The organism is Actinomyces sp. 565, assembly GCF_010365615.1.
Classification (GTDB): Bacteria; Actinomycetota; Actinomycetes; order Actinomycetales; family Actinomycetaceae; genus Actinomyces.
Genome location: NZ_PIZD01000003.1, coordinates 58,258 through 84,164, shown reverse-complemented (window position 1 = coordinate 84,164; position 25,907 = coordinate 58,258). Strand labels below are relative to the sequence as shown.

Sequence of the window (25,907 nt, the reverse complement as noted above, 5' to 3'; positions counted from 1 at the left end):
ATTCATAAATAGCGTGCGGGGGCCGCGGGTCATCGTGCTGTACTTTAAGCATCGGTGAGAGCCAAGGCAACTTGTCTCGCGGCCTGGCCATTGCCGTATGGCACAGCACTTGTTTCCGCGGGCCGCGGGCGCTGCGCTGCGGCTACCAGGTCGGGACCGGGCTCCACCAACACGTTCCACCCCAATTCCACCGTCTCCACCCACTCGGTCTGCGGGCGCACTGTGGTGGTCGGGACACGCAGTAGGAACGCCTCCTTCTGCAAGCCGCCGGAGTCTGTGATGACGCCACGCGCGTGCATCACCGAGGCAATGAGGTCGGGATAGGCGAGCGGCCGGTGTGAACGCAGTGACCCCCGGTCGATCGAGATCCCGGCCGCCTGGCACTTCGCGACCAGCCTGGGGTGGGCGAGCAGCACTACAGGGTGGTCAACCGCTCCCAGCGAATCGAGTACCGTGTTGAGAATCGCCGGATCATCAGTGTTGTCCGGACGGTGGATGGTTGCCACGGAGTATGTTCCCGCAGCCAGTCCCAGCTCGTCCATGATGGCGCACCCGGGCTGCGCGGCGACCTCGTCACGCACCCTGTAGAGAACGTCGGTCATGACGTCGCCAACCAACACGGAGCGGGACGCTAGCCCCTCCTCGGCAAGGTGATCCATACCCACCTGGGTTGGTGCGAGTAGGAGATCGGCGGCGTGATCGGTGAGCACGCGGTTGATCTCCTCCGGCATGCGTCGGTTGAAGGAGCGCAGGCCCGCCTCCAGGTGCGCGACCGGAATGTGCATCTTGACTGCGGCAAGCGCCGCGGCCAGGGTCGAGTTGGTGTCGCCGTAGACAAGCATCCAGTCTGGGCGATCTCCCTCCAGTACTCCATCCAGGGCGGCCAGCATTGCGCCGGTCTGGCGCCCATGCGTACCCGAACCGACCCCCAGATGGTGGTTCGGTGCGGAGATGCCCAGGTCCGAGAAGAACACGTCGGAGAGCATGGGGTCGTAGTGCTGGCCGGTATGCACGATCACGTGCTCGATTCCGGCTTCCTTAAAGGTGCGGTCGATCGGAGCCAGTTTGACGAACTGTGGGCGTGCGCCGACGACGGACATGACTCGCATGGGGGCTCCTGCGGCTAGTTAACGGTGGACTCTGTCAGCTCACTGACAATGGCGTGGATAGTCTGCTTCTCGTGCTCGAAGCTCAGCTCATGGGCAGCGCGGTCAGAGGCGTGCTTGTAGCTGGCTACCTTCTCCGGCGTCAGCGCACGCAGGGTGGCGACGATGTCAGAGACATCGTTAGTTGTGGAACTGACCCCGACGCCGTAGGTTTTAACTACTCGCACCATCTCAACCGTTGGCCCCACGGCCACGGCCAGGCGTGCCTGGATGAAGTCGAAAATCTTATTGGGGAGAGTGAGACGTGCGTTCGTGTTGAACGGTGGGATCCAAAATACTCCCACATCATATTCGTTCAGAACGGCGGGCAATTCCTCGGGCGGCACCGGGTTGCGGAAGACGATGCGTTCACAGTCTGCGGCACGTTTTTTGAGCGCGGATAGGTAGGCGCCATTGTCTCCGCCGGCAACGAGATATAGATCCAGGGTGAAGTGTTCGTCAAGTTGTTTGACTGCGTCGATAGTCGCTTCGATGTTGCGGCCGTAAATTGCTCCGCCGGAGTGCACGAGGCGAATTGGACCTTCGGTCAGAACGGGGGAGGGGGACAGGTCTGCGTAGCGAGCAGCATTGCGCACCAGCCTGGGGGCGACGCCGTAGCGCTGGTTGTACAGGTCCGCGATCTCTCCGCCGACGGTCGTCACGGCCGCACAGCGCGGGAGATACGTCCGGCAGATGTGGTCCATCAGGGGAGCCACAAGCAGGCGCCAGCTGGTCACGTGGGTGCGCTCCTCGGGTGCCCACTCGTGCATGTCCGCCCACACTGGAGCGCCATGGGCTACAGCGAAGGCCGTGGGGATCGCGCGCGCGTCATTGGCGACGACCATGTCGAAGCGGCTATTGCCCACCAGGCGTATAGCAGCCCGTGCCGCGGGTGCGGCAGTCTCGGCGGAGCGCAGGCGGCGAGTGGCCAGCTTCAGCACTCCGGCGGGAGTCTGCGGCAGGGACGGTGCGGAGTCCGGTATCTGCAAGTGATTGACCACGTGGGGTGGCGTGGGGCCGTACCCCACACTAGTGACCTCGCCGACCTCGGCAAGCGCGCTGATCTCGCGCAGGACGCGGGCGTCACGGGCGATTGGAGAGAAGGAGATCACGAGGATAGCGGGGCGTTGGCTCACAAAGGCATCTTAGGGCAGGCGTCTCACGCTTGCCGGTCGATACGCGTGACTGGGATGACTTACGATGGTCGGACCGAAAGGTCGATTGAGGAAGGAACCCGCATGCGCATCGCCGTCGTCGCCCTGGGAAAGATCGGTCTGCCCCTGGCGGTCCAGTACGCCGGAAAGGGGCACGAGGTCATCGGCGTGGACGTGAATCCCGTCACTGTCGAGGCCGTTAACGCCGCCCGGGAGCCCTTCCCCGGTGAGGCCGAGCTCGCCGACCGGTTGGCCCAGCTGGTGCCCGCCGGCGCCCTGCGTGCCACCACCGACTACGCCGAGGCCATTCCCGGCGCCGACGCCGTTGTCCTGGTGGTGCCCCTGTTCGTCAACGACGAGACCTGGGAGCCCGACTTCGAGTGGATGGATGCGGCAACCCGCTCCCTGGCCGAGCACCTGACGCCCGGCACCCTGGTCTCCTACGAGACCACCCTGCCGGTGGGCACCACCCGCGGGCGCTGGAAGCCGCTGATCGAGGAGATCAGTGGGCTGAAGGAGGGCGAGGACTTCCACCTGGTGTTCAGCCCCGAGCGTGTGCTGACCGGGCGGGTCTTCGCCGATCTGCGCCGCTACCCCAAGCTGGTCGGCGGCCTGAACGAGGCCGGCACCGAGGCCGGTATTCGCTTCTACGAGCAGGTACTCGACTTTGACGAGCGTGACGACCTGCCCCACCCCAACGGCGTGTGGGATATGGGCACCGCCGAGGCCGCCGAGATGGCCAAGCTGGCCGAGACCACCTACCGGGACGTCAACATCGGCCTGGCCAACCAGTTCGCCGTCTACGCGGACAAGGCCGGCTTCGACATCCAGCGCGTCATCGACGCCTGCAACTCCCAGCCCTACTCCCACATCCACCGTCCCGGCATCGCCGTGGGCGGCCACTGCATCCCCGTCTACCCGCGCCTGTACCTGTCCACCGACCCGGATGCCTCGATCGTGCGCACCGCCCGGTCCTTCAACGCGACCATGCCGCAGTACGTGGTTGACCGCGCCGAGGAATTGCTGGGTGACCTGAAGGGCCTGCGCGTGGTGGTGCTGGGCGCCTCCTACCGCGGCAAAGTCAAGGAGACCGCCTTCTCCGGCGTGTTCCCCACGGTCGAGGCGCTGCGCGCCAAGGGCGCGCAAGTGCTGGTGCACGACCCCATGTACACCGACGCCGAGCTGGCCGGATTCGGCTGGGACGCCTACCACCTCGGCGACGCCGTCGACGTCGCCATCGTGCAGGCCGACCACCCCGAGTACGCCACCCTCGCCCCCGCGGACCTGCCCGGCGTGCGGCTGCTGCTGGATGGGCGCCGCGCCACCGATCCAGCCCTGTGGGCGGGCACCCCCCGCCTGACCATCGGCGGGGGCAAGTAACCCGCATCATGCGCCGCCCGGCATAGGCGCGGACGGCGTGGTTCATTGAGCCCTACGGCGGTCTTTCAGAATTCCGGTCCGGCGGGCCCGCACCCGGGCCCATCGGCACGAGCTCTCCCACACGAGGAGGAGTACCCATGGTGGGCTGGGTAGCCTTGGTGCTCGCAGCGGCAGTTGTAAGCCTGCTGGTGGCAGTTCCCGGCGCGACCCTGCTGGCGGGAGCGGGAACTCAGCGGCCGCTGGCAATCGCCGCCGGCCCCGCCGTAACGGTCGCAATCGTGGGCGTGGCCACAGTGGTCATGTCCCGGCTCGGAATCACGTGGGACGCGCGGACCGCTGTAGCACTGCTCGCCGCGATCTGTGGTGCCGGCGCCCTGGCGGCGGCCCTGCGCCGACGGCGGGGAACCACAGAAGCGGGTCAGCTGGAGGCTGAGGCCTTTACCGGCCAAGCAGGTCGGTCACGCGCGCTGGCCGCGTCGGTTGTCGGCGCGGTCACCGCGGGGGGAGCGCAGGTGGCGCTCTTCGCCAGGGCGGTTGGAAGGCCGGACGCCCTGCTGCAGAACACCGACGCAATGGTGCAGCTGAACCTCATCGCGGAGATCGAACGCAGCGGTGACGCCTCCATGCTCACCGCCGCCATACCCGTGACGGGTGGGAACTACCCCACCGCCTGGCACGCGTTCTCAGTATTCCTGGCACCCTTTGCCAGCACGCCCTTCGTGTTCAATGCCATGGCCGTGGCACTGTTCGCCGTTCTCTTCCCCACGGGCATGGGCATGCTCACGGCGACCGCCAGCAGAGGTACCATCGCGCGGATTGCGGCGCCGTGGCTCGCGTTGGCCGCCCCCTGGTTCCCCGGCCTCATGCTGACCTTCAGCGCGCAGGCCTCCGGGGCATTCGCGATTGCGCTGGTTCCCTCGGCCCTGGCCGCGGTTGTGCTGCTCTGGCGCAGGCGCCTGGACTGGCGTGCGCTACTGCTCGTGGCGGTAATGGTGCTCGGGATCGGTCTTGCCAGCCCCGGGGCCGGCCAATGGGCGGTGGAGGTCGGCTGCCTACTGGGCTTCATGCGGCTCGCCCCACGCGCGCGCAGCATCTCGCGCGGGCCCCTGCGCCTGGCCGCGGTCTTCGTTCTGGCCCTGGTCGCCTGCCTGCCTCTGATACTGATGACGCGAATCCCCACGCTGCAGGCCATGGGCTCCTTCGACCGCGGACAGATCCCCTTATGGTCGCGATTCCTCGCGCCCGTGCTGCTCAACGACGTGGTGGCGAAAGTCTCCCCAGTGCCACTCGCCCCGGCGGCGTACCTGCCCTTGGCCGTCATGGGGTTTATCGGCCTAATACTGTTCCGCCGTAGGGTGGGGCAGGTGCCGACGGCGGCTCTGGCGGCTGCGGTGCTGTGCGTGTGGATCACCGGGCTTCCGGAAGGACCATGGTGGGCCCTGGTCGGAGGATGGTGGCGGGACTACCCCCGATTCCTCGCGCTGGAGGTGATCCCCTTGGCGTTCTTCGGCGCGCTCGGCCTAGAGGCAGTCGTGCTGTGGCTGCACGGACTGCTGCGTCGGCCGCAGCGGTCAGCACTGGCACGCCGGATCGCCGGACCGGTTGCGGGGGCCGTGGCCCTGGCCCTGCTCCTGGGAGTGTGCGCGCCCAACACCGGTGTCTTCCGCCAGCTGACGACCCGGGGCTACATCTACCTGATTCACCCGCCGTGGGTGACCGATGCCGAGGCGCTACGCATGGAAGCCGTTGGTGCGCAGCTGCCTGACGACGCCGTCGTCTACGGCTTTCCGCAGTCCGGCGCGGGCCTAATCCCCGTCCTGACCCCGGCGACCAGCGTGCACCGCTCGTGGAGTCCGGCCGGCACCCCCGATGAGAAGTTCATCGCCAAGCACTTTGATGAGATCGACACCAATCCGCGGGTGTGTGAAATCGTCCGCCGGATCGGCGGTACGCCGTACTACTACGAGGACTCGGACATCTCCGATCTGGAGCGGTGGATGCGCTTCCCCGGATACGATGAGGTAGACCTGACCTCCGGGTTCGAGCTCGTGGCGGTACTGGACACGGCGCACCTGTATCGGCTAACCGCCTGCGACTGAGGCTGCCAGCAGCAACCGGGATGAGTATGAACCTACTGCCATCCGCGCCTACAGCGGTCGTGCCCGTGCCCGCCGCGGTCGCAGTCTCGAGCGCGTCGGCACCCGTGACTGCGGCAGCCGCGGCGGCATTGCTACTGGTACCGGGCTGGCTATTGGCGCGCAGCTGGGGCGCGAGAGGCGTAACCGCAGTCGGAAGCGCACCGTCGCTGACTCTCGGCGTACTGGGGACGGCGACGCTGCTCGCCCAGCGCACGGGGCAGCGCTGGGAGCCCGCTGCCTTGCTGACCGGCTGGCCGATGCTGCTGCTCGCGTCCGCCTGTGCCGTCGGCCTGGCGCTCAGACGCCTGCCGCTGCCCGTCACTATCACGAGCCGGGATACCAGGGGGACGGACACCCTGGACCGGGACCGCCTGCCGCGGCGCGAGCGGCTGCTGCTGCTAGCCGCCATCACCCTGGCGGGAGGCCTCACCGCCATCCCGACGGCCCTGGGCACGGGATCCTGGGACAACCCCGCCCAGGCCTCGGACGCCGTATTCCACCTTTCCGCGACCGCCTACGTGCGGGAGACCGGGACGGCGTCATTTCTAGGCGGACTGGCACCGATGTATGGCGGCACTGCGGTGTACTACCCGACCGGATGGCACGCGGTTGCCGCACTGCTGCCTGGCAACGTCATCACCGGGGCGAACCTGCTAGTGGTGGTCCTCGCCGCGCTGGTGTGGCCGCTGGGCGTGGCGGCGCTACTGCGCGAAGTCCTTCCCGGAGCCGGCTCGGTCCTCGCGGTCGGCACCGCCCTGTCAGGCTCCGTGGTGTCGCCGCTTCTGCTGCTCACCAGCGTGTGGCCCTACGGCATGTCAGTGGTGATGCTCCCCGGCGCGCTGGCGCTGCTTGTACGCGCAGTGCGGTCGGGCAAGGTGGGTGCGAGGGAGCGTACCGCCGCCTGGATACTGGCCCTGGGGGCCTGCCTCGGTGTACTGATCGCCCACGGTGCGGCCGTGTTCAACCTGGCGGTGCTCGGCCTGCCCGTGGTTGTGGCGGCCGGAGTCCCGGCATGGCGGAGCGTATGGCGCAGGGGAGTGGGCGCGCGGGTGGCCATCGCCGCCTCGGGGGCGCTGCTACTGCTCCTCCTGGCCGGTGGGGCGTGGACCATGCGCCGACCTCTTGCCGCAGTGTTCAACTACCCCCGTGCAGCCGGGAACATCTGGGAGACCCTGTTCGCCGTAGTCACCGACCACCCCCTCCTGGCCACCTTCACGCCCTGGATACCGGGCAACGCCCTCGTCTTCGCCCTAGCGGTATGGGGAGCCGCGGCGTGGCGCCGGGACACGAGCGTGCGCGCCTGGGCAGTGGGAACGGGAATCTCTCTGCTGTTACTGCTGCTCGCCTCCGGCCCCGCATGGCCGCTGCGCGCCCTCGCCGGCCCCTGGTATACCCAGCGGGCCCGGATCATGCCCCTGCTGACGCTGGGAGTACTGGTGCTCGCGGCCTTCGGCATTCAGCAGGCGCAGCGGCGCTGGGGCGCGGCGAAAGGCGCACCTGCCAGCGCGGTTGGGCGCGGGCTTACGCTGATGCGGCAGCACGTCCCGGCGACGCTGCTGGTCATCTCCCTACTTGCTGCCCCGGGCTGGCGCTGGGGTCTGCGCGCAGAACTGCTTGAGGCGATTCACGACCCGGAGCGCATCTCCTACGGCGCCATGCTCTCCGCCGGTGAGCTCGACTTCATTCGTCGCATCGGCGGCGCCCTCCCCGACGACGCCGTCGTCCTGGGGGATCCCTCCAACGGCAGCGCATACCTGTGGAGCGTCACCGGGACGAAGGTGCTCTACCCCTCCCGCCCGCGGCCCTCGACCGCGGAACTGCGGTGGCTCGGGGAGAACGCCGACCAGATTGAGACCGACCCGCGCGTATGCGAGATCCTGAACCGGTACGGCGTCGAGTACTACTACAGCGACGACGCCGAGCCTGATGGACTTACCGGGGGTGTGCGTAAGCCCCTGTGGGGAGAGGCGCTGGCTCGGGTGCCGCGCAGCGCGCTGGAGGAAGTGGACTCACAAGGCAGCGCGACGCTGTGGCGCATTACCGCCTGCGACGCCGAGTGAGAGTGAGCCCCCAAGACCGGCCAACCCGCCCGCGGGACGCTCGCAGGCGCGGTCACTGCCCCTGAGCGGCGTACTTGGCCTCAACCTCCGCCTTCAGCGGGCGCCACCAGGCCTCATTGTCCCGGTACCAGTCGATGGTGGCCTGCAGGCCGGAGCGGAAGTCCGTGTACCGCGGTGACCAGCCGAGCTCCTGCACGAGCTTGGAGTTGTCGATCGCGTAGCGCATGTCGTGGCCGGGGCGGTCCGCCACGTGCTCGTAGTCGCTGGGGTCGTGGCCCATCAGCTCCAGGATGAGCTCGACGACCTCCTTGTTGTTCTTCTCCCCGTTCGCGCCGATCAGGTAGGTCTCCCCGATGCGGCCCTTGTCAATGATGTCCCAAACGGCGTCGTTGTGATCCAGCACGTGGATCCAGTCGCGCACGTTCTCACCCGCGCCGTAGAGCTTCGGACGCACGCCGTCGATCAGGTTGGTGATCTGCCGGGGGATGAACTTCTCGATGTGCTGGTAGGGGCCGTAGTTGTTCGAGCAGTTGGAGATAGTGGCCTCCACCCCGAAGGAACGCACCCAGGCGCGCACTAGCAGGTCGGACCCGGCCTTGGAGGAGGAGTAGGGGGAGGAGGGGTTGTAGGGGGTGTCGGGAGTGAACTTTGCCGGGTCGTCCAACTCGAGGTCGCCGTAGACCTCGTCGGTGGACACGTGGTGGAAGCGCACCCCGTGACGGCGCACCGCCTCCAGCAGCGTGAAGGTGCCCACCAGGTTGGTGCGGATGAAGGGGGAGGGGTCGCGCAGCGAGTTGTCGTTGTGGGACTCGGCGGCGAAGTGGACCACCACGTCGGCGTCGGCCACCAGCGGGTCCACCGTGTCTGCGTCGGCGATGTCACCAACCACCAGCTCGATCCGGTCGCCCAGGTCCGCCAGGGACCCCCGGTTGCCCGCGTAGGTGAGCTTGTCCAGCACTGTCACCTTGGCGTCAGGGCGACGCACGAGGGTCTGGTGAACGAAGTTGGCGCCGATGAAGCCGGCGCCGCCGGTGATGAGGACGTGCATGGAGTGCTCCCAGTGCGCTGCTAGAAGGCGTTAGAACGCTCGCAATCATGCCATAGTCGCGGCGACGGGCGCCGCTACGCCCCGGCGGGCGGGGGAGCCGCCGACGATGGGCGCGGGCCGGCCGCCTTGCCGAGACGGTTCTGCAATCCCAGTGGATTAAACAGCGGAGCGGCATGAATGCACGGGAAGTCCCGGAAATACACAGCAGTAATTCCCGGCTTGTCATTATGTCGTGCGGCACAAAGGGGTCGACTTGGGGCGCGCAATCGGTATCGTGCCCCATGGTTCACATGAATCACATGCGCCTCAAGGTGCACATGTGATTCACAGGTATCGCATGCGGCGCTGAAAGGATCCCCATGAGAGCCCCACGACTCCTCGGACTGACAGCGGTGTTACCTCTGCTGGCGGCCGGGCTCATACCCGCGACCCCTGCGGTCGCCGAAACCGCTACGCAGGCCGCCCCCGTGCAGCTGCTCGAGCTGACCACCTCCGCAGGCGAGGCGACCGAGGTGGCCGAGGCCGGCCTGCTGGACACGGCATCGGCCGGCACCAGCGGCGGCACCGGCGTCAACCCGGGAATCGCGCCGCGGCTGGCCGCCGTAGCCAGGGCGGCCACAGTGGGGACAGCGGGTGGCGTGGATCCGGAGGCGGACGCCCTACTACTTACCGAGCCCCTGGAGGTGGATGACTTCCTGGTAGCCGGCTTTACCTGGACCGGCGCCGACGAGCTGCCCGCGGGACTGAGCGTCTACCTGCGCGTACGCGAGGGCGGGGTCTGGTCCGACTGGTACCTGAACGAGGCCTCCGGCGCCGGCCGCGACGACGCCGCGGGCGTGGCCGGAACCGAGGAGTTCATCACCGGCGGCGCCGACGCCGTCCAGGCCAGCGTGGTCGGTGACGCGCAGGCCCTTCCCGCCGGACTCCAGCTCGCGCTCATCCCCGGGCGGCCCGCAGGCGAGGAGGTGCTTGACCCGGCGGAACTGAGCGCGGCCGACGCTGAGCCCACCGCAGTGGCCACCCCTGAGGATCCCGAGGAGGAGCCGGCGGGCGGACTCGGCGCGCCCACCGCCGACGCCACGGCGCAGCCCACGGGCGCTCCCGCCACCGATGCGGAGGAGTCCGACCCGGAGAGCTCGGACTCCGCGACGGGTGGCTCCGGCGCGGCCGGCGGAACCTCGCTCGGCCCGGACCTGCAGGCGGCCCTGGAGACCGCCACCACTGCGGGCGGCCTGCCCGTCGCGGTGACAACTCGCTCGGAGTGGGGCGCCAACTCCGCCTATATGAGCTGGTCTCCCACATACGCCGCCGCCAAGCACGTGATCGTCCACCACACCGCGGGGACGAACAACTACACCGCGAGCCAGTCCGCCTCGATTGTGAACGGCATCTACTACTACCACGCCGTCACCCTGGGCTGGGGCGACATCGGCTACAACTTCCTGGTGGACAAGTACGGGCAGGTCTTCGAGGGCCGCTACGGCTCCACGGGGGCCGCCGCCGGTAAGATGGTGGTGGGTGCCCACGCCTACGGCGCCAACACCGGCACCATGGGCATCTCCATGATGGGCACGTACACCAGCGTCTCCCCTGGAGCCACCCAGCTCACCAACGTCGGCAAGATGGCCGGCTGGTTCCTGAAGCGGGCCGGGGTCACGAATGCCGCCGGCTCCGCATCCTTCACCTTCAAGTCCACGGAGAAGTACTCCGCCGGGCAGACCATCTCCCTGCCGGTTATCTCCGGGCACCGCGACGTCGGCTACACCACCTGCCCCGGTGACGTCGGCTACTCCAAGCTCGGGCAGATCCGCTCGACCGCACAGAACCAGGTCAAGGGCACGAGCGCCCAGACCTCGCCCACGGGATCGCCCACAGGATCGGCAACGGCGGGCAACAGCGCCCGCACCCACCAGGTCTACCTCAATGACTCCTGGTCGGCCGGTGCCAACATCGTGTTCACTTACACCACGCCGGCCACAAGTGTTATGGCGGGCGACTGGAACGGCGACGGCGTGGACACCACGGGCGTGCGCAACGGCGCCGCCTACGGCTTCCGCAACACCAATACCTCGGGCGCCAGCCTGCGCACCTTCACCTACGGCAGGGGCACCGACCAGGTACTCGTCGGGGACTGGGACGGCAACGGCACCGACACGCTGGCGGTACGCCGCGGCAATACCTACTACTTCAAGAACTCCATGTACGGCGGGGGAGCGGACAAGGTGGTGACCTACGGCACCGCCGCGGACGAGGTCGTCGTCGGCGACTGGAACGGGGACGGCAGGGACACCCTCGCCGTGCGCCGCGGCGCCGAGTTCCACATCAAGAACTCCCTGGCCGGCGGTAAGGCGGATCGCGTCGTCATCTACGGCAGGGCCACCGATGCGGTGTATGCGGGCGACTGGAACGGGGACGGCAGGGACACCCTCGCCGTGCGCCGCGGCGCCAGCTACTACGTACGTAACTCCCTGTCCAGCGGCGTCGCGGATACCGTGCAGACCTACGGCCGCAGCGGGGACCAGGCCATCGTCGGCGACTGGAACGGCGACGGCAGGGACACCTTGGGAGTGGTGCGCTGAACAGCGGGGAGGACCACTCCCGGCGGGCGGGGCGTCCGCAACGGCTTGTAGGCTAGCTCCAGCCATTGCCGCCTCGCGCCCCGGGGGTGGTGCGCCCATCCGAGAAGGAAGCTGATGAAACTGTTCGTGCAGGTCCCCTGCCTCAACGAGGAGGGGACGCTGGGCATGGTCCTGGACACGATCCCCCGCCAGATCGAGGGAGTCGATCAGGTCGAGATCCTCGTGATCGACGACGGCTCCACCGACCGCACCGTGGAAGTTGCTCGGGAGCACGGGGTCAAGCACTTCGTGCGCCACGCCCGCAACATGGGCCTGGCCCGCTCCTTCCGCGACGGCGTTGACTACGCCCTGGCGCACGGCGCCGACATCGTGGTCAACACCGACGGCGACAACCAGTACAAGCAGGAGTACATCGGAGAGCTGGTGGCCCCGGTGGTGCGCGGCGAGGCGGACATCGCTATTGCCGATCGGCAGACCGCTAGGATCGCGCACTTCTCCTGGTTCAAGAAGCGCATGCAGCACTTCGGCTCCCAGGTGGTCAACTACGCGGCCGGCACCCGCCTGCCTGACGCCGCCTCCGGCTTCCGCGCCTACTCCAAGAACGCCCTGCTCAAGCTCAACGTCATCACCCAGTTCTCCTACTGCATGGAGACGATCATCCAGGCAGGCAACAAGCGGCTGCGCATCGCCTCGGTGCCCATCACCACCAACCCCAAGACGCGTGAGTCGCGCCTGTTCAACAACATCTTCCAGCACATGGCCAAGTCCGGTGGGGCCATCACCCGCTCCTACCTGATGTTCAAGCCGCACGTGGTGCTGGGCTGGCTGGCCGCACTGTTCGCGGTTATCGGGGCGATTCCGTTCATCCGCTTCTTCATCCTGTGGTGCATGGGCACCGCCGGCGGCCATATCCAGTCCCTGGTCTTCGGCACCACCATGCTGGTAGCGGCCCTGCTGAGCGTGGCTCTGCTGGTGATCGCCGATTTGCAGCGCACCAACCGGGTGCTGATCGAGGAGACCCTGGAGCGGGTGAAGAACATCGAGTACGGGCGGGTGGACCACACGCAGATCCCCGGTATCCGTGCCGCCCTGGTCTCCGGCCGCCCCTCCGGGGCCGATCCCGCCTACAGCCGGGAAGACTGAGGCATGCGCAGGATTCTTGGCTTCGGCACCTACGACACCGCGGCGCACCCGCGTGTGGAGGTGCTGCTGGAGGGACTGCGGCGCACCCCCGGCAATGTGGTCCGGGAGCTGGATGAGCCGTTGGGTCTGAGCACCGCAGATCGGGTCGCGATGCTCAAGCAGCCGTGGCGCCTGCCCGTCCTCGGCGGGCGGCTGGCCTCGCGCTGGTCCCGCCTGGCGGCCGGCAGCCGTCGCTTCCGCGGCTCCCGCAAGCCGGACGCCCTGCTCGTGGGCTACATGGGCCATTTCGACGTGCTGCTGGCCCGCCTGCTCTACCCGCGCACAACGATCATCCTGGACCACCTGATCTTCGCCTCCGGCACCGCCCGCGACCGTGGCGAGGACGGTGCCAAGGCGAGGCTTCTGTCCGTCCTGGACCGGATGGCTACGCACTGCGCCGACGTGGTGGTCCTGGACACCGGCGAGCACGCCGCCAAGCTTGATGGCTCCATCGCCGACCGCGGAGTGATTGTGCCGGTCGGGGCCCCCAGGTCCTGGTACGGGGCCGGGGAGGCCGCGGCTGCCGCGCGCGCCGACGACGACGGTGCACGAGACGCGGAACGTCCGCTCACCGTGGTCTTCTTCGGGCTGTTCACCCCGCTTCAGGGAGCCCCCGTTATTGCCCAGGCTCTGCGCCTGCTCGCCGAGCGCGGCGCCCCGGTACGCGCCCTGCTGATCGGAGCGGGGCAGGAACGCGCCGAATGCGAGCAGATTCTGGCCGGCTCCCCGGCCGCGCAGGCGGTTCAGTGGCGCGACTGGGTGGACTCCGCCGAGCTGCCCCGCGTAGTGGCCGAGCACGACGTGTGCCTCGGCATCGTCGGCACCACCGACAAGGCGCTCGACGTCGTACCGAACAAGGTCTACCAGGGGCTTGCGGCCGGCTGCGCCGTCGTCACCTCCGACACCGCCCCGCAGCGGCGAGTGCTCGGTGACGGCGCCGTCTTCGTGCCGCCGGGTGATTCCCGTGCGCTGGCGGACGCCCTGCAGCATCTGGCAACCGACCCGGCGGCCCTGCGCGACGCACGTGCGCGGGCCGCAGCGGCCGCGGCGGCATTCGTCCCCGAACAGGCCGTGGCCCCGCTGGTGGACGCCCTGGAGCGCAGGCGCCGGGAAGAGGCGCGCCGGTGAGCACGCTCCTGGGCGGGATCACGGGGGCGCTGCGCTCCACCCCGGTGCGTATCGGCTTCCTCATACTGGTGGTGGCGCTGGCTGTGTACGCGGTCGTCTCCCAGTGGGATGACATCGTGGCCGCCATGGCCGGAATGAGTCCGCTGGCCCTGCTGGGCTCACTGCTGGCCGGTGTGGTCTACGTGCTGCTGACCATGCTGGCCTGGCGGGTGCTGCTGGCAGACATGGGCACAACCCTGCCGCCCAGCGCGGCCTTCCGCGTCTTCTTCGTCTCCCAGCTGGGCAAGTACATGCCCGGCGGGGTGTGGAACATCCTTGCCGCGGCAGAGCTCGGCGCGGACCATGACATCCCCCGCCGCCGCTCGGTATCAGTCATGGCGGTAACGGTAATCGTCTCGATTGTCACCGGCGCCGCGCTGGCGGTGGCGACGATGCCATTCGCCTCGGAGCGGCTGCGCGACAGCTACGGCTGGGTGACTTGGACACTGCCGGTATTCGTCACCATGCTGGCGCCGCCGGTGCTCAACCGGCTGCTGCGGCTCGTGTTCCGACTCACCGGGCGGCCGCCGCTGGAGCACCCGGTGAGCTGGTCCGGGATCGGCGCCTGCACGGCGTGGACGCTACTGGCCTGGGCGGTAGCGGGCGTGCAGGTGTGGCTGCTGGCCGTCGGCATCGGGATGGAGGCTTCGGCGGCCACGCTGGCGCTGTGCGTCGGCGGGTACGCCATGGCCTGGACGGTAGGCTTCCTGATCGTCTTCGTTCCTGCGGGCGCGGGCGTGCGCGAGGGTGTGCTCGGACTCGTCCTGGCGGGGTCGCTGAGTACCGGCGGCGTGGTGGCCGTGGTCTTGCTGTCCCGCGTGGTGCTTACGATCGCGGACTTGGCCATGGGCGGGGCGGGAATCGTGGCCGCCCGGCAGGGCCGTCGGCGGGAGCAGGCACAGCCCGAGTGAGCCGCTGGGGCCGACCGGGCGGATTGCCGATAGATGAGGAGGAGCAGCATGGTGACCGCGTCCAGCATCGCCAGCACATTCGGTCAGGTGGGCATGACCCGAACTGCCGCTGGCAGCGCTGCCAACGCCGCGACTGACGCCGCCACTGATGTTGCCGGGCTGAGCGCGGCCTCGCGGCGCGGCAGGCGGGCTGCGGGCGGTGGCGGAGGCTCCCGCGCAGGGGCGGTTTGGCGTAGGCGGTGGCCCGATGTGGGTGTTGCCGCGGCGATTGCCGCATTCGCATTCGCCATCGCCGCGCTGCAGATCTGGCGTGTTGATGAGATCAGCCCCATCGACGAGGCCACGCACATCGATTACGTGTGGCGCATCATGCACGGCGAGCTCCCGCACCGTGGTGACACCTACACCTCCTTCACGCTTGAGGAGTGGTCCTGCCGGAAGCAGGCCAGTGTCTATAACAAACTGCCCGAGTGCGGCGTGACCGACCGCTCGCAGTTCAAGGTGATACTGGAGAACTACAACGCCTGGCAGCCTCCGGGCCTGTTCGCCGTGGTGGCCGTGATGACCCGCATGGGCATGGCGGTGAGCTCCCTGGACCCGGTGACGCTCATGCGCCTGTCCTGCGCGGTCTTCATCGCGGTGGGCCTGGGGATGGTATACGCCCTGATGCGCATGTGGTCCCTTCCGCGCGGGCTTGCCGCTGCGGTGGCCCTGCTACTGCTCGCTAATCCCTTCACCCTCATGATGGCCACGACCGTGTCCACCGACGCGCCCTTCCTGGTGTTCGGGGTGCTGTCCGCGATAGTGCTCACGCGCGAGCTGTCGGGCAGGTCGGCGGCGCTACTCGCCCTGGTCACCGGCGCCTGCGCGGGCCTGGTCAAGACGATTGCCCTGGCCAGCCTGGTGATCGTGCTCGGAGTACTCGGCGTCATCGCTGTGGTGCGGCTGGTGCGCGGAAGCGGCCGTTGGTGGCAGCCGCTGCTCACAGTGGCCGCAGGCGCCTCCGGGGCGGGGTTGGTGACGCTGGTGTGGGGACGATACGTCACCGCCCACACGCCGAGCGGTTGGAGGAACCTGGTCCTCGGGCAGAACAACACCGAATACGTGGGAAGCCCGTTGGACGAGTGGCTGCCGACGCTCACCGACGTATTCGGGTATACGGCGGGATCCTGGGAGGGGTCCCCGGTAATGACGTACCACGGCCAGTTGCTGACCAGCCTGGCCGGCCTGGCACTGACCGTGGTGCCGTTCTGCGGACTCATCGCGTTGCGCGGGAGGGAGCGGCTGCTCGCCGGCATCGCGGCGGTGGGTCCGGTGCTGGTGGTGCTAATAGTCCAGATTCAGGCGTGGGTGCGTGAGGAGGTCTACTTCCCCACCGTCTCGGCGCGTTACGGAGTCACGATGATCCCGCTCACGGCTCTGGTGCTCGGGCTGCTGCTAAAGCCCCTGGGGCGACGCGGACAGGCCGTCGTCTGGGGCGTGTGCGCCGTCGTAGTGGTGCTGGTGGTGGCAGATGTCATGGGAATCGGCAGGGTTGCCTAGCCGGCTCAGTCCTGGGCTGCAAGTGCCCCGGAACGGCGCCGCAGGCCGTCGCGTATGCCACGGCGCAGCATGCGTCTGCGCTCCTTGCCCCGATCGGGCAGCAGGGCGTTGAAAGCCGCGTACTTGGCCAGCCAGTAGACGTAGCGCACGCGCCACCGCCAGGGCATGAGCGCGTGCCTGCGGACCAGCAAAATGGTGTTGCGGGCCAGGTAGTAGTTGCGAACCGGCCCGTGGACGTGTACCGGCTGCGACCGGCCCGGCAGCATAACGACGTCGTCGCCAAGCGAATGGTGCAACCGGGCCGCGGGAACAACCAGCAGCCGGTACCCCGCCCGGCGGGCGCGCAGGCCCCACTCCAGGTCAACGTGGTCAATGAACAATGACTCGTCCATGGCTCCGACCTCGCTGAGCGCCTCCATGCTCACCAGGCATCCGGAGGCGATGAGGAAGGCGACTTCGAGGCGGTCGGCGCGCAGCTCCGCCGGGGTGGCGCGTCCCGGCTTCCAGCGACGGCACACGTAGACGAGCTGATCGCCGCCCTCACGGTCCTCCTCCGGCAGGGGACCGACCGCAGCGACACGCTCGGCGGCGTCGAATGCGGACAGCAGCCGCCGCACCATCCCCGGCGCCGGCAGGGAGTCGTGGTCGGACAGCAGCACGTGGGAGGCACCCAGCTCGCGTGCACGTGCGATACCCGCGTTCTGGGCCGCCGCGATCCCCCGGTTGTGACCCAGCGGCAGCAGTTCCGCGCCCACGGCGGCCGCCGCGCCCTGTATGCGGGAAAGCCGCTCGGCGGAACTGCCATTGTCAACGATCAGTACCTGGTCGCACTGCGCGGCCAATGCCCCGAGGAGCCCGGCGATGTCGTGATCCGGATTGAAGGTCACGACTACTGCTACTACCACCGGCATTGACGACCTCCCTTGCAGCCCGCCCGCAGACGGCTGCGCACAGGTTACCCGGCGGGGCGTCAGCGCGAACCGGAACGTGCGGGAGACATCACCCACCGGTCCCGTATGTGCCTGGGACTGAGCGGGTATGGTGGCCTGGTCCGTCCGGCGCGGACACGAGTAGGCGAGTCCCCGTTGCGGACTACTCCGCGCTCCGGCGTGCACCCCGAGGCAAGTGAGGACTGCATGAGCAAGACGAACGTGAGGTCCAGGAGGTCCTTCTGGCAGGAGTGGGACCTCATCCAGGCATTCGGGCAGCGTGACCTCAAGTCGAAGTTCAAGGGGACCGCACTGGGCTGGCTGTGGTCCCTGGTTGTCCCCCTGGCCTCGCTGGGGATCTATACGCTCATCTTCGGTGGGCTGTTCAAGATGGTCCCCGCAACTATTGCCTCTCGGCACGAGGGCATCGGGATCTTTGCGGTTTGGCTGTTCGCCGGCCTGACCATTTGGGGATTCTTCCAGAACTCCATCAACGCGGGCATAAACGGCCTTCTGGGGTCGGGGGGACTGCTGCAGAAGGTTTATTTCCCGGCCTACTCCGCTGTCCTCGGCTCTTGCCTGGCCGTAGGGGTGCAGTCGGGGATTGAGGTTGGTCTGCTGCTCGTGGTCCTGGCGTGTCTGACGAATGTGTCATGGACCTGGCTGCTGCTGGTGCCCTTCCTGCTGCTACTCACTGTGTTCACCGGTGCCGTCAGCGTGATCCTGTCCGTATGGAACATCTATGTTCGCGATCTCGCCCACCTGGTGGGGGTCTTCCTGCAGCTGATGTTCTATGCCACCCCGATCATCTACAATCCCGATATTGTCCCGCAGACGGTATGGGGGCTTCCAGCCCATGACCTAATCCAGGGCATGCCCATGGCGCAGTTCATCAGCCTGTTCCGCTCACTGGTCTACTCCTTGCAGCCCGGAGCGGCGGCCAGCTGGCTGGCGTGCGCCGCCTGGGCAGCGCTGGCCCTGGTCGCGGCGGTGTGGGTATCACGCAGGTGGGGAGCCGATCTGGGAGAAAGGATCTGAGTGCCGATGACCACTCCAGTCTCCAGCGCGGACGATGACTACGCCATCGAGGTGCGCAATGTCTCCAAGCACTTCACGCTCCACGCAGACCGGCGCGACTCCCTGAAGGAACGCTTTGTCCGGGGGCGCTCCAAGGACACGCACGTGTTTCGCGCGCTCAATGACGTCAGCTTCAAGGTGCGGCGCGGCACCACCTTCGGGCTGGTTGGCCACAACGGCTCGGGGAAGTCCACCATGCTCAAGATCCTCGCGGGCGTCTACCGGCCCACCCGCGGCGAGATCATGGTGGCCAGCAAGGTTGATGCGCTGCTGGAGGTTGGGGCGGGCTTCCACGGGGAGCTGACCGGCCGCGAGAACATATACCTCAACGGCGCGATCCTGGGGCGCAGCCGGAAGCAGATAGACGAGTCCCTGGACTGGATCATCGACTTCGCGGACATCGGCGACTTCATCGACGAGCCCGTGAAGGTCTACTCCTCCGGCATGACGGTGCGGCTGGGATTCGCGACGGCGGTAGCGATCAAGCCGGAGATCCTGATCGTGGATGAGATCATCGCGGTTGGTGACGAGGAGTTCCAGCGGAAGTGCTTCGACCTGATGCGGCAACTGCGCGACCGCGGCACCACCATCGTGCTCGTGACGCACTCGCTCTCGCTCGCAACCGAGATGTGTGACGAGGTTGCCTGGCTGGACCACGGCAAAGTGCAGATGATAGGCAACGCCGATGAGGTGGTCTCCTCGTACCTGACGGCAGTCAACGAGCGAGAGGCGCGCAAGCGCTCCGCAGAGCAGGGTGAGGAAGAGTTCCCCGAGGACGAGCCGTACAAGCAGAACCAGGGAAACGGGGACTGCCGCATGACCGGCGTGGACTTCCTTGATGAGAACGGGGCGGAGGTTCCCTTCATCACCTACGGGAAGCCGCTGACGCTGCGCGTGCACGTGCGCGCCAAGAAGGACTTGCATGACGTGGAGCTGGGGCTGGGCTTCGCCACGGATGGCGGGGTAACCGTAGCGGGCCCGAACTCGCGCGCCGCCGGCACGCTCTACACGCTGCGCCGAGGCGATTCATATATCGATTACAGCATCGATCAGGTGGTGTTCCAGCCGGGACGCCTGTGGCTGACAACCTGCTTTGTCAGGGACGGGCAGATCTACGACCTGTCTGATCGACGTACGGAGATGATTATCCGCGCGGACCGAATGATGGATGAGCCCGGACTCGTTACGCTTGCGCCGGGCCGGTGGAGCAGGCGGCCCGGGCACCCGGAGCCGGAGAAGGATCATGAAAATGGCATCTGAGAAGGACGACCAGTCGATGGGTGATGCGTCCGCGCGTGACGAGGAGATTCGTCAGCTACGGGCGACCCTGCGCAAGATGCGCCACGAAATCTCCGAGCTGTCCTTGCGCAATGAGGAGCTGGAGAAGGAGCTGCGCCGAGCCAACCGCACGGTCGCGGGCGCATGGGAACAGATCAACGTGATGCGGCACTCCTCCTCCTGGCAGATGACGGCTCCCGTGCGCGCCCTCAAGACGGTGCTGCGGGGGGTCCTCAGATGAGGGTGCCAGGGCGGCGGGGACCGCTGGTCTCGGAGGTGTCGCAAGGACGCGTCCACATCGAGCGGGGCGACCCCCACGCCGTCGTCGGCTCCGACCGGGTGGCGCTGGTGGCCCAGTTCTCCGCGGGGCCAGTCCAGCCCAGGTCACTGTCTGAGTACCTGCAGCGGCTCGACGCCGCCGGATACGCAACCGTGGTCATCTCCACCTGCGAGACCACCGCGCCGCTGGAGTTCCCCGCGGGCGTCCCCACCGACACGATGGTCATACGGCGCCCCAACCTCGGCTACGACTTCGGCTCCTGGGCGACCGCGCTGGGATGCTTCCCCGAGCTGCGCGAGGCGGGCACCGTCCTGCTGACCAATGACTCACTGCTGGGCCCCTTCGGACCGATTGAGCACCTGCTCGAATGGGCTGCGGCACCCGGCCCCGACATTCGCGGCCTGACCGCCTCATACCAGTTCGCCTACCACGTTCAGAGCTACTTCCTCGCCTACCGCGGCGGGATCCTGGCAGACCGGCCCTGGCGCGACTTCTTCAACTCGGTGAGAGTGGAGCCGGGCAAGGACGAGGTGGTCTTGTCATACGAGATCGGCGTCTCGCGCACGGCCTTCTCAGAGTGCTACTCCAGCGAGGTGTGGGTGACCGGTCCGGAACTCGGGGTGCCCTATGGAAACCCCACCGTCGACGGCTGGAAGAACCTGATCGAGTCCGGCGTGCCGTTCCTCAAGCGCACCATCATGACCCACCCGTCCACCCAGGCCGAGGCGGCCGAGGCGGCTCAGTACATCCGACGCCGGTTCGGCACCGACGTCAACGACTGGTAAGGACCTGTGATGACTAAAGTCACCAAGACCGGGCTCGTGCGCCGAGCCAGCTACTTCGCCGCCAGGGGGCGCAACGCGGTCGCGAACCTGGTCGTCAGCGGCAGCATCCACGGCTATCAGAGCAAGCACTGCGCCGACTTCAACGAGTACGTCTCCCGCCTGGGCGGGCGCCAGAACTCAGGCTTCCCGGACCACTGGCGCGTGGACGACTCCTTGCGCAACGACGATCCGGCCCGGATCGCCGTGGTGATCCACTGCTTCTACCCCGAGCTCATGGACGAGCTGTTCGACCGCCTACGGGCGATACCGGTCGACTTCGACCTGTTCGTAACCAATGCCTCCGGCCAGGAGCTGACCGTTCCTCGGGAGCAGCTGCCGCGCCTAGGTCACACCAGCGTCGTAGAGGTCGCCAACCACGGGCGGGACATCTTCCCAACCGTGCAGCTGGTCAACGCCGGCCTGCTCGACCCCTACGACATTGTGCTGAAGGTGCACACGAAGCGAAGCCCCTGGCGCGAGCAGCACGCGGAGCTCGCCGGCGACGGCGCCGGGTGGAAGGACCAGCTGCTGGGCGACCTGCTTGGCTCCGACCAGCGGGTGAAGGAGATTCTCAACGCGTTCGCCTCGGACTCCTCCCTAGGTCTGGTCACCGCCGACGACTGCGTGGTCGGCCCCGAGTTCTGGGGCGGGGACCAGCACATCGTCGAGCAGCTGCTGCGCCGACTGGAGATGTCGCTTGATGATCCGGACACGCTGCGCTTCGCATCCGGTTCCATGTACTGGATCCGCGGCTTCGCACTGCAGGGGCTGCGCGCCCTGAACCTGCAGCACGCAGACTTCGACGAGGAGAACGGGCAGGTCGACGCCACCACGGCGCACGCCGTCGAGCGTCTCCTGGGCATCCTGACCGAGGAGGCGGGCCTGCGAATGGCCGAGGTGGCCGAACTCGGCAGGCAGGAGGCGGGCGCCGCTGATGCCTATACGCGCTTCGAACGGGGAGCGGACCGCTACGCCCGGGCCCAGGTGATCCCCTTCTACCTGCCGCAGTTCCATGACTCGCCGCAGAACAACCGCTGGTGGGGGCAGGGATTCACCGAGTGGTCGAATGTGACTGCCGCGATCCCGGGATACCGGGGGCACTACCAGCCGAAGCTGCCAACCGAGCTCGGTTTCTACGACCTCGCCAATGACGAGGTCCGGCGCAAGCAGGCCGTGCTGGCGCGCGAGCACGGCATCGCCGGCTTCATGTACTACTACTACTGGTTCTCCGGCGAGAGACTGCTGAACGTCCCGATCGAGCGGCTGCACGCCTCCGATCTCGATCAGCCCTACTGCATCATGTGGGCCAACGAGAACTGGACCCGTCGCTGGGACGGCAGGGCCGCGGACATCCTGGTCGGCCAGGACTACACGAAGGTCCCGGCCGAGGCCTTCATCGACGACGTCATGGAGTTCCTCCTCGACCCGCGCTACATGCGCATAGACGGCAAGGCCGTCCTGGCGGTCTACCGCCCGGCACAGATGAAGAACTTCCCGGAGGTGGTCGCGACCTGGCGCGAGAAGGCACGCGAGGCGGGCGTCGGCGAGCTGTACGTGCTCGCCGTCGCGGTAGCCGAGGAGTTCGACGGCATCCAGGCGCTGGGTGCCGACACGGGCATCGACGGCACGCTCCAGTTCCCCCCGCACAACCTGCCCTGGGTGGCGGGCCCGGCCACAGAGGTCGGCCTCGACTCGCGCTGGCGCGGGAACTTCATGAGCTACCAGGAGACCGTCAAGGCCTCCCTGGCGATGTCCGGCACGCTGGATGACAGCGAGTACCCGGGGGCCATGGTCGCATTCGACAACACCGCGCGCCGCCAGTGGACGGCGGACACCTGGTACGGCTCGAACCCCTACACCTTCCGCCGTTGGGTGGCAGGCCTGATCGACTCGGTGATGTCCCGGGAGCCGGAGCACCGCGTGGTGTTCATCAACGCATGGAACGAGTGGGCGGAGAGCGCCGTGCTGGAACCGACCACCCGTTTCGGAAGAACCTTCCTGCTGGCCCTAAGGGACGCGGTCTGGTGCTGAGCGCCGGCATGGGCTGAGGCCCCTCCGGTTACGTGGCCCGCGGTGCAGGCCGCGTGCTTCCACGCGTGCGCCTAGCGGCGATACCTGGTGCGGGGCGTGCGTGCATCCGTGTTGTTATCGTTGATGCGACAATGAAGCACGCTGTGTGAAAGCTGTGCGGTAGCCTGGCGGAGATATTCCCCGTTCCTCCCAGACAGGATTCCTCACCCATGCGGCGTCATGCACCATGGACTCCGCGCACCGTCGCGCTGTCCCTTCTCGCCTCACTCGCTCTGGTATCACCAATGGCGGTCGCCGACCCCACTGCGGAGGCGACACCGACGCCCTCCGCGACCGCAACCGCAACGGCACCGCCAACCGAGGCGGGCAGTGCCCCGACGCCGTCCCAAGCCGCCACGGACCCTGGCGGCGGGGATGAGTCACCAGCACAGCCCTCCGCCGCACCCACCGCCTCAAGCACCGACGGTCTTGTGCCGCTTGACCCGGCCGCCGCGGCCAAGGACGATGCGGATGCAGGAGCGCTGAAGCAGGCGGGTACCTCGGGGGCCGCCTGCCCCCTGCCCAGCGGTGTGGCCGCCGGTGCCGCAAACGCTCGCGGCACCGAGAAGAACCTTGGCAGCACCTATTACTTTGCCAACACGTTCACGTCGAAGGCGACCACGGTCTTCACATACGGGCGCAATAATGACATGGCGCTAACCGGCGACTGGAATGGCGACGGCAAGGACACCCTGGCCGTACGGCGCGGTAATTACTATTTCTTCTCCAACCGGCTCGCCGGTGGCGCCGCCGACGTCGTCATCATATTCGGGCGCGCCACGGACCAGGTGATCGTCGGTGACTGGAACGGGGACGGCAGGGACACCCTGGCCGTGCGCCGCGGAAACCAGTACTTCATCCTCAACTGCCTTCGCGGTGGCGTCGCCGATACGCAGATCACCTACGGGCGCGCCACGGACCAGGTGATCGTCGGTGACTGGAACGGGGACGGCAAGGACACCCTGGCCGTGCGCCGCGGTAAGGACTACTACGTGTCCAACACGATCAAGAGCGGTGCCGCGGACGTCGTCTTCTCCTACGGGCGCGCAGGTGACGAGGTGTACGCCGGCGACTGGAACCGCAACAAGAAGGACACCTTCGCCGTGCGGCGCGGCAATGTGTTCCATGTGAAGAACTCGCTCACGGGCGGCAACGCGGATCAGATGGTCTCCTACGGGCGGGCGACTGACCTGGTGCTGGTGGGCGACTGGAACGGTGATGGCCGGGACACCTTCGGCCTGCGCCGTCCACCGGAGGTCAAGCCGGCGCAGACGGTATTTACCTTCGATGTTGCCTGGGCGGGGCAGCCGAACAACTTCTTCTGCGGGCCGACCTCCGGCTACATGATCCTGCGGTACAAGAATGCAGGAAGGTCTAAGGCCACGGGCGCGTCACTGAGCATCGAGAATGTTGCCACCGCGATGGCGACGCGGCGCTACGGGTACACCTCATTCCATGACCGCAAGTTCCAGCAGGGCATGAATGCGTGGCTGGGCAAGGCGGTCTACTCCACTATTCACACGCCGACTCCGGCGGTCGTGCAGACCAAGGTCAAGCAGTCGTTCTCCAAGGGGTACCCGGTGGCTGTTGACGAGCAGGAGCGCCGTGGCGGGCCGCACTTCAACGGCCACAGCAACTCCACGTTCTCCCACATCATGGTGGTAACCGGCTACAACACCAAGACCGATGCGGTGCAGTTCGCGGACCCCGGCGCCACGCTCTGGGGCGGCGCCTCGCAGAAGTTCTGGTATCCGTCGCTGTCAACGTTCACCCGTAACTTCCTCCAGTACGAGTACGTCAACGACGGCCGCCAGCACATCGGAATCTTCACTCCCTGAGACTTAAGGCAGGTCAGCATAAATGACGCGGGTATTCAGTAGGCGCAGGCTGCTTACCGCCGCAGGCATGTCCTGCGGGCTGCTCCTCGCCGGGTGCAGTCGGACTCCGGCCACAACGGCCACAACCGGGGCGGCTGCCCCCACGGCGCCGACGGCGCCAACCACGGCTGCGGCCACCGCCACCACGGACCAGGGCTCCACCCTGCCGTTCTCCCTGGTCGGCCAACCGGTCACCACCACCCCGATAGAGGTAGCGCAGACGGCACAGGCTGCGGTGCTGTCCACCGAGTGGGGCTTCGGCGGCGACTACTCCGAGATCGGCGTCCTACCGCTGTCCGGGGCGGAGGTCTTCGGGTCGGTCAGCGCCAACCCGAATGCACTCATGTCCTACGCCGCCGCCGTCCTGACCCCCGCGGGTCCCGAGCGCCTCACGCCCGCGCCTCCCGCCATCGTGGATCCGGAGGAGTACTTCGAGCCGCAGGACGGCTCCGCCACCGACGACTGGATCGTGTGGCGGGCCGCCACGGTAGACGTCGAGTCTGAGGCCTCATCGGTGATCGACAACTGGCAGCTGTGGGCCTACCGGCGCACGGGAGGCCAGGAGGCGGAGCTCATCGGCTCCGCGCAGGAGCTGAACGGAACCACCCAGACGCCCACTGGTCCGTTTGAAGTCGTCCCCACCACTGACGGCACGAGCGTGTACTGGGCCTCCGCCGTCGCGGTCGGCGAGGCCTGGGAGCGGCAGGTACTTCGCTTCGCACTGGACGGCGCAGAGGACCACACCGTCGTCGCCACCGGCGACCTGCCGGCAGCCGTTGACGGCGGCGTCCTGTTCGCGCAGCCCGACGCGCAGGGCGCGCTCACCACACTCACCCAGTGGGAGCAGGCGACCGGCACCGCCCAGGAGGTAATGTCGATCAGCTCTGCGGACTCATCGTGGCAAGTCACGGGCGTTTGGGCCGCCGGGAACCACCGAGCCGTTGCCGTGTCCTCAGCAACCGCGGAGGCGGGAACCTACATCGGCCTGTGGAACTCTGACCAGCAGGCGCCGCAGACCTGGCTGCACACGCCGTCCGCGATCATCATCGGCTCGGCGGGCACCGCCCGCTTCGCCTGGGGCTCCGGCTCCAACGGAGAGGAGACCGGCATGTATGCAGTCGCATGGGACGGTACCGGGCTGATCCGGCTGGGCGAGGCGGCGGGCTACTCGCGCCCGGCGCTGTCGCCCGACGGCGCCACCGTCCTACTGCCGTCCAGCGATGGAATCAACCCGGTCAGCTGGACGGTGGCGTCGTTGTGAAGCGG

At 67.7% G+C, this 25,907-nt stretch carries 19 protein-coding genes; 15 read left to right on the top strand and 4 right to left on the bottom strand.

Going from position 1 to position 25,907, the window contains the following annotated elements:
- Positions 1–44 precede the first annotated feature (44 nt).
- Together wecB and GZ997_RS00815 are read right to left on the bottom strand one after the other, a co-directional pair.
- Entirely contained in the window at positions 45–1,109 is a 1,065-nt protein-coding gene (wecB, locus tag GZ997_RS00820; protein WP_162678475.1) for a UDP-N-acetylglucosamine 2-epimerase (non-hydrolyzing), read from the bottom strand.
- Between the two features lie 14 nt (positions 1,110–1,123).
- Positions 1,124–2,281: a glycosyltransferase gene (locus GZ997_RS00815; RefSeq protein WP_162678474.1), complete on the bottom strand. Its 1,158-nt coding sequence runs from the start codon at positions 2,279–2,281 to the stop codon at positions 1,124–1,126.
- 102 nt (positions 2,282–2,383) lie between these two features.
- Here GZ997_RS00815 and GZ997_RS00810 point away from each other — a divergent pair, with 102 nt between their 5' ends.
- The 3 genes from GZ997_RS00810 (at position 2,384) to GZ997_RS00800 (ending at position 7,877) form a co-directional block, all read left to right on the top strand.
- A complete protein-coding gene (locus GZ997_RS00810) occupies positions 2,384–3,679 on the top strand; it encodes a nucleotide sugar dehydrogenase (RefSeq protein ID WP_162678473.1) in 1,296 nt (431 codons plus the stop codon).
- A 137-nt stretch (positions 3,680–3,816) separates the two neighbouring features.
- On the top strand, positions 3,817–5,778 hold the full coding sequence (locus tag GZ997_RS00805; protein WP_162678472.1) for a DUF6541 family protein: 1,962 nt from the start codon (positions 3,817–3,819) through the stop codon (positions 5,776–5,778).
- A gap of 26 nt (positions 5,779–5,804) precedes the next feature.
- Complete coding sequence (locus tag GZ997_RS00800; RefSeq protein WP_203233845.1) at positions 5,805–7,877, top strand: DUF6541 family protein; 2,073 nt, start codon at positions 5,805–5,807, stop codon at positions 7,875–7,877.
- Between the two features lie 52 nt (positions 7,878–7,929).
- Here the strand turns inward: GZ997_RS00800 and rfbB are convergent, their stop codons facing one another.
- Positions 7,930–8,925 (bottom strand): dTDP-glucose 4,6-dehydratase, encoded by a 996-nt coding sequence (gene rfbB, locus GZ997_RS00795; RefSeq protein ID WP_161924586.1) that lies wholly within the window; start codon positions 8,923–8,925, stop codon positions 7,930–7,932.
- 359 nt (positions 8,926–9,284) lie between these two features.
- Between rfbB and GZ997_RS00790 the strand changes: the two genes are divergently transcribed.
- The 5 genes from GZ997_RS00790 (at position 9,285) to GZ997_RS00770 (ending at position 16,306) form a co-directional block, all read left to right on the top strand.
- Positions 9,285–11,504, top strand: coding sequence for an N-acetylmuramoyl-L-alanine amidase (locus GZ997_RS00790; protein WP_162678471.1), 2,220 nt, complete (start codon positions 9,285–9,287; stop codon positions 11,502–11,504).
- A 114-nt stretch (positions 11,505–11,618) separates the two neighbouring features.
- Entirely contained in the window at positions 11,619–12,647 is a 1,029-nt protein-coding gene (locus GZ997_RS00785; RefSeq protein ID WP_161924583.1) for a glycosyltransferase family 2 protein, read from the top strand.
- Between the two features lie 3 nt (positions 12,648–12,650).
- Complete coding sequence (locus GZ997_RS00780; protein ID WP_161924582.1) at positions 12,651–13,814, top strand: glycosyltransferase family 4 protein; 1,164 nt, start codon at positions 12,651–12,653, stop codon at positions 13,812–13,814.
- Entirely contained in the window at positions 13,811–14,764 is a 954-nt protein-coding gene (locus GZ997_RS00775; RefSeq protein ID WP_203233844.1) for a lysylphosphatidylglycerol synthase domain-containing protein, read from the top strand. Before GZ997_RS00780 ends, GZ997_RS00775 begins: the two co-directional genes overlap by 4 nt.
- Positions 14,765–14,812: 48 nt before the next feature.
- Positions 14,813–16,306 carry a phospholipid carrier-dependent glycosyltransferase gene (locus tag GZ997_RS00770; protein WP_162678470.1) on the top strand — a complete coding sequence of 498 codons (1,494 nt, stop codon included), beginning with the start codon at positions 14,813–14,815 and terminating at the stop codon, positions 16,304–16,306.
- A 5-nt stretch (positions 16,307–16,311) separates the two neighbouring features.
- On the opposite strand, the gene GZ997_RS00765 is transcribed toward GZ997_RS00770, so the two are convergent.
- Entirely contained in the window at positions 16,312–17,217 is a 906-nt protein-coding gene (locus GZ997_RS00765) for a glycosyltransferase family 2 protein (protein WP_162678469.1), read from the bottom strand.
- Positions 17,218–17,442: 225 nt separating this feature from the next.
- On the opposite strand from GZ997_RS00765, the gene GZ997_RS00760 reads away from it, so the two are divergent.
- The 7 genes from GZ997_RS00760 (at position 17,443) to GZ997_RS00730 (ending at position 25,902) form a co-directional block, all read left to right on the top strand.
- Complete coding sequence (locus tag GZ997_RS00760; RefSeq protein ID WP_162678468.1) at positions 17,443–18,273, top strand: ABC transporter permease; 831 nt, start codon at positions 17,443–17,445, stop codon at positions 18,271–18,273.
- A 6-nt stretch (positions 18,274–18,279) separates the two neighbouring features.
- Positions 18,280–19,572, top strand: a complete 1,293-nt coding sequence (locus GZ997_RS00755) for an ABC transporter ATP-binding protein (protein ID WP_162678467.1) — start codon at positions 18,280–18,282, stop codon at positions 19,570–19,572.
- Entirely contained in the window at positions 19,562–19,831 is a 270-nt protein-coding gene (locus tag GZ997_RS00750) for a coiled-coil domain-containing protein 22 (protein WP_237564120.1), read from the top strand. Before GZ997_RS00755 ends, GZ997_RS00750 begins: the two co-directional genes overlap by 11 nt.
- A gap of 35 nt (positions 19,832–19,866) precedes the next feature.
- Positions 19,867–20,655, top strand: coding sequence for a rhamnan synthesis F family protein (locus GZ997_RS00745; RefSeq protein WP_308807164.1), 789 nt, complete (start codon positions 19,867–19,869; stop codon positions 20,653–20,655).
- A gap of 9 nt (positions 20,656–20,664) precedes the next feature.
- Positions 20,665–22,725 (top strand): glycoside hydrolase family 99-like domain-containing protein, encoded by a 2,061-nt coding sequence (locus tag GZ997_RS00740; RefSeq protein WP_162678465.1) that lies wholly within the window; start codon positions 20,665–20,667, stop codon positions 22,723–22,725.
- A gap of 209 nt (positions 22,726–22,934) precedes the next feature.
- Positions 22,935–24,602 (top strand): C39 family peptidase, encoded by a 1,668-nt coding sequence (locus tag GZ997_RS00735; protein WP_162678464.1) that lies wholly within the window; start codon positions 22,935–22,937, stop codon positions 24,600–24,602.
- Between the two features lie 22 nt (positions 24,603–24,624).
- Positions 24,625–25,902, top strand: coding sequence for a hypothetical protein (locus tag GZ997_RS00730; protein WP_162678463.1), 1,278 nt, complete (start codon positions 24,625–24,627; stop codon positions 25,900–25,902).
- Positions 25,903–25,907 lie beyond the last annotated feature (5 nt).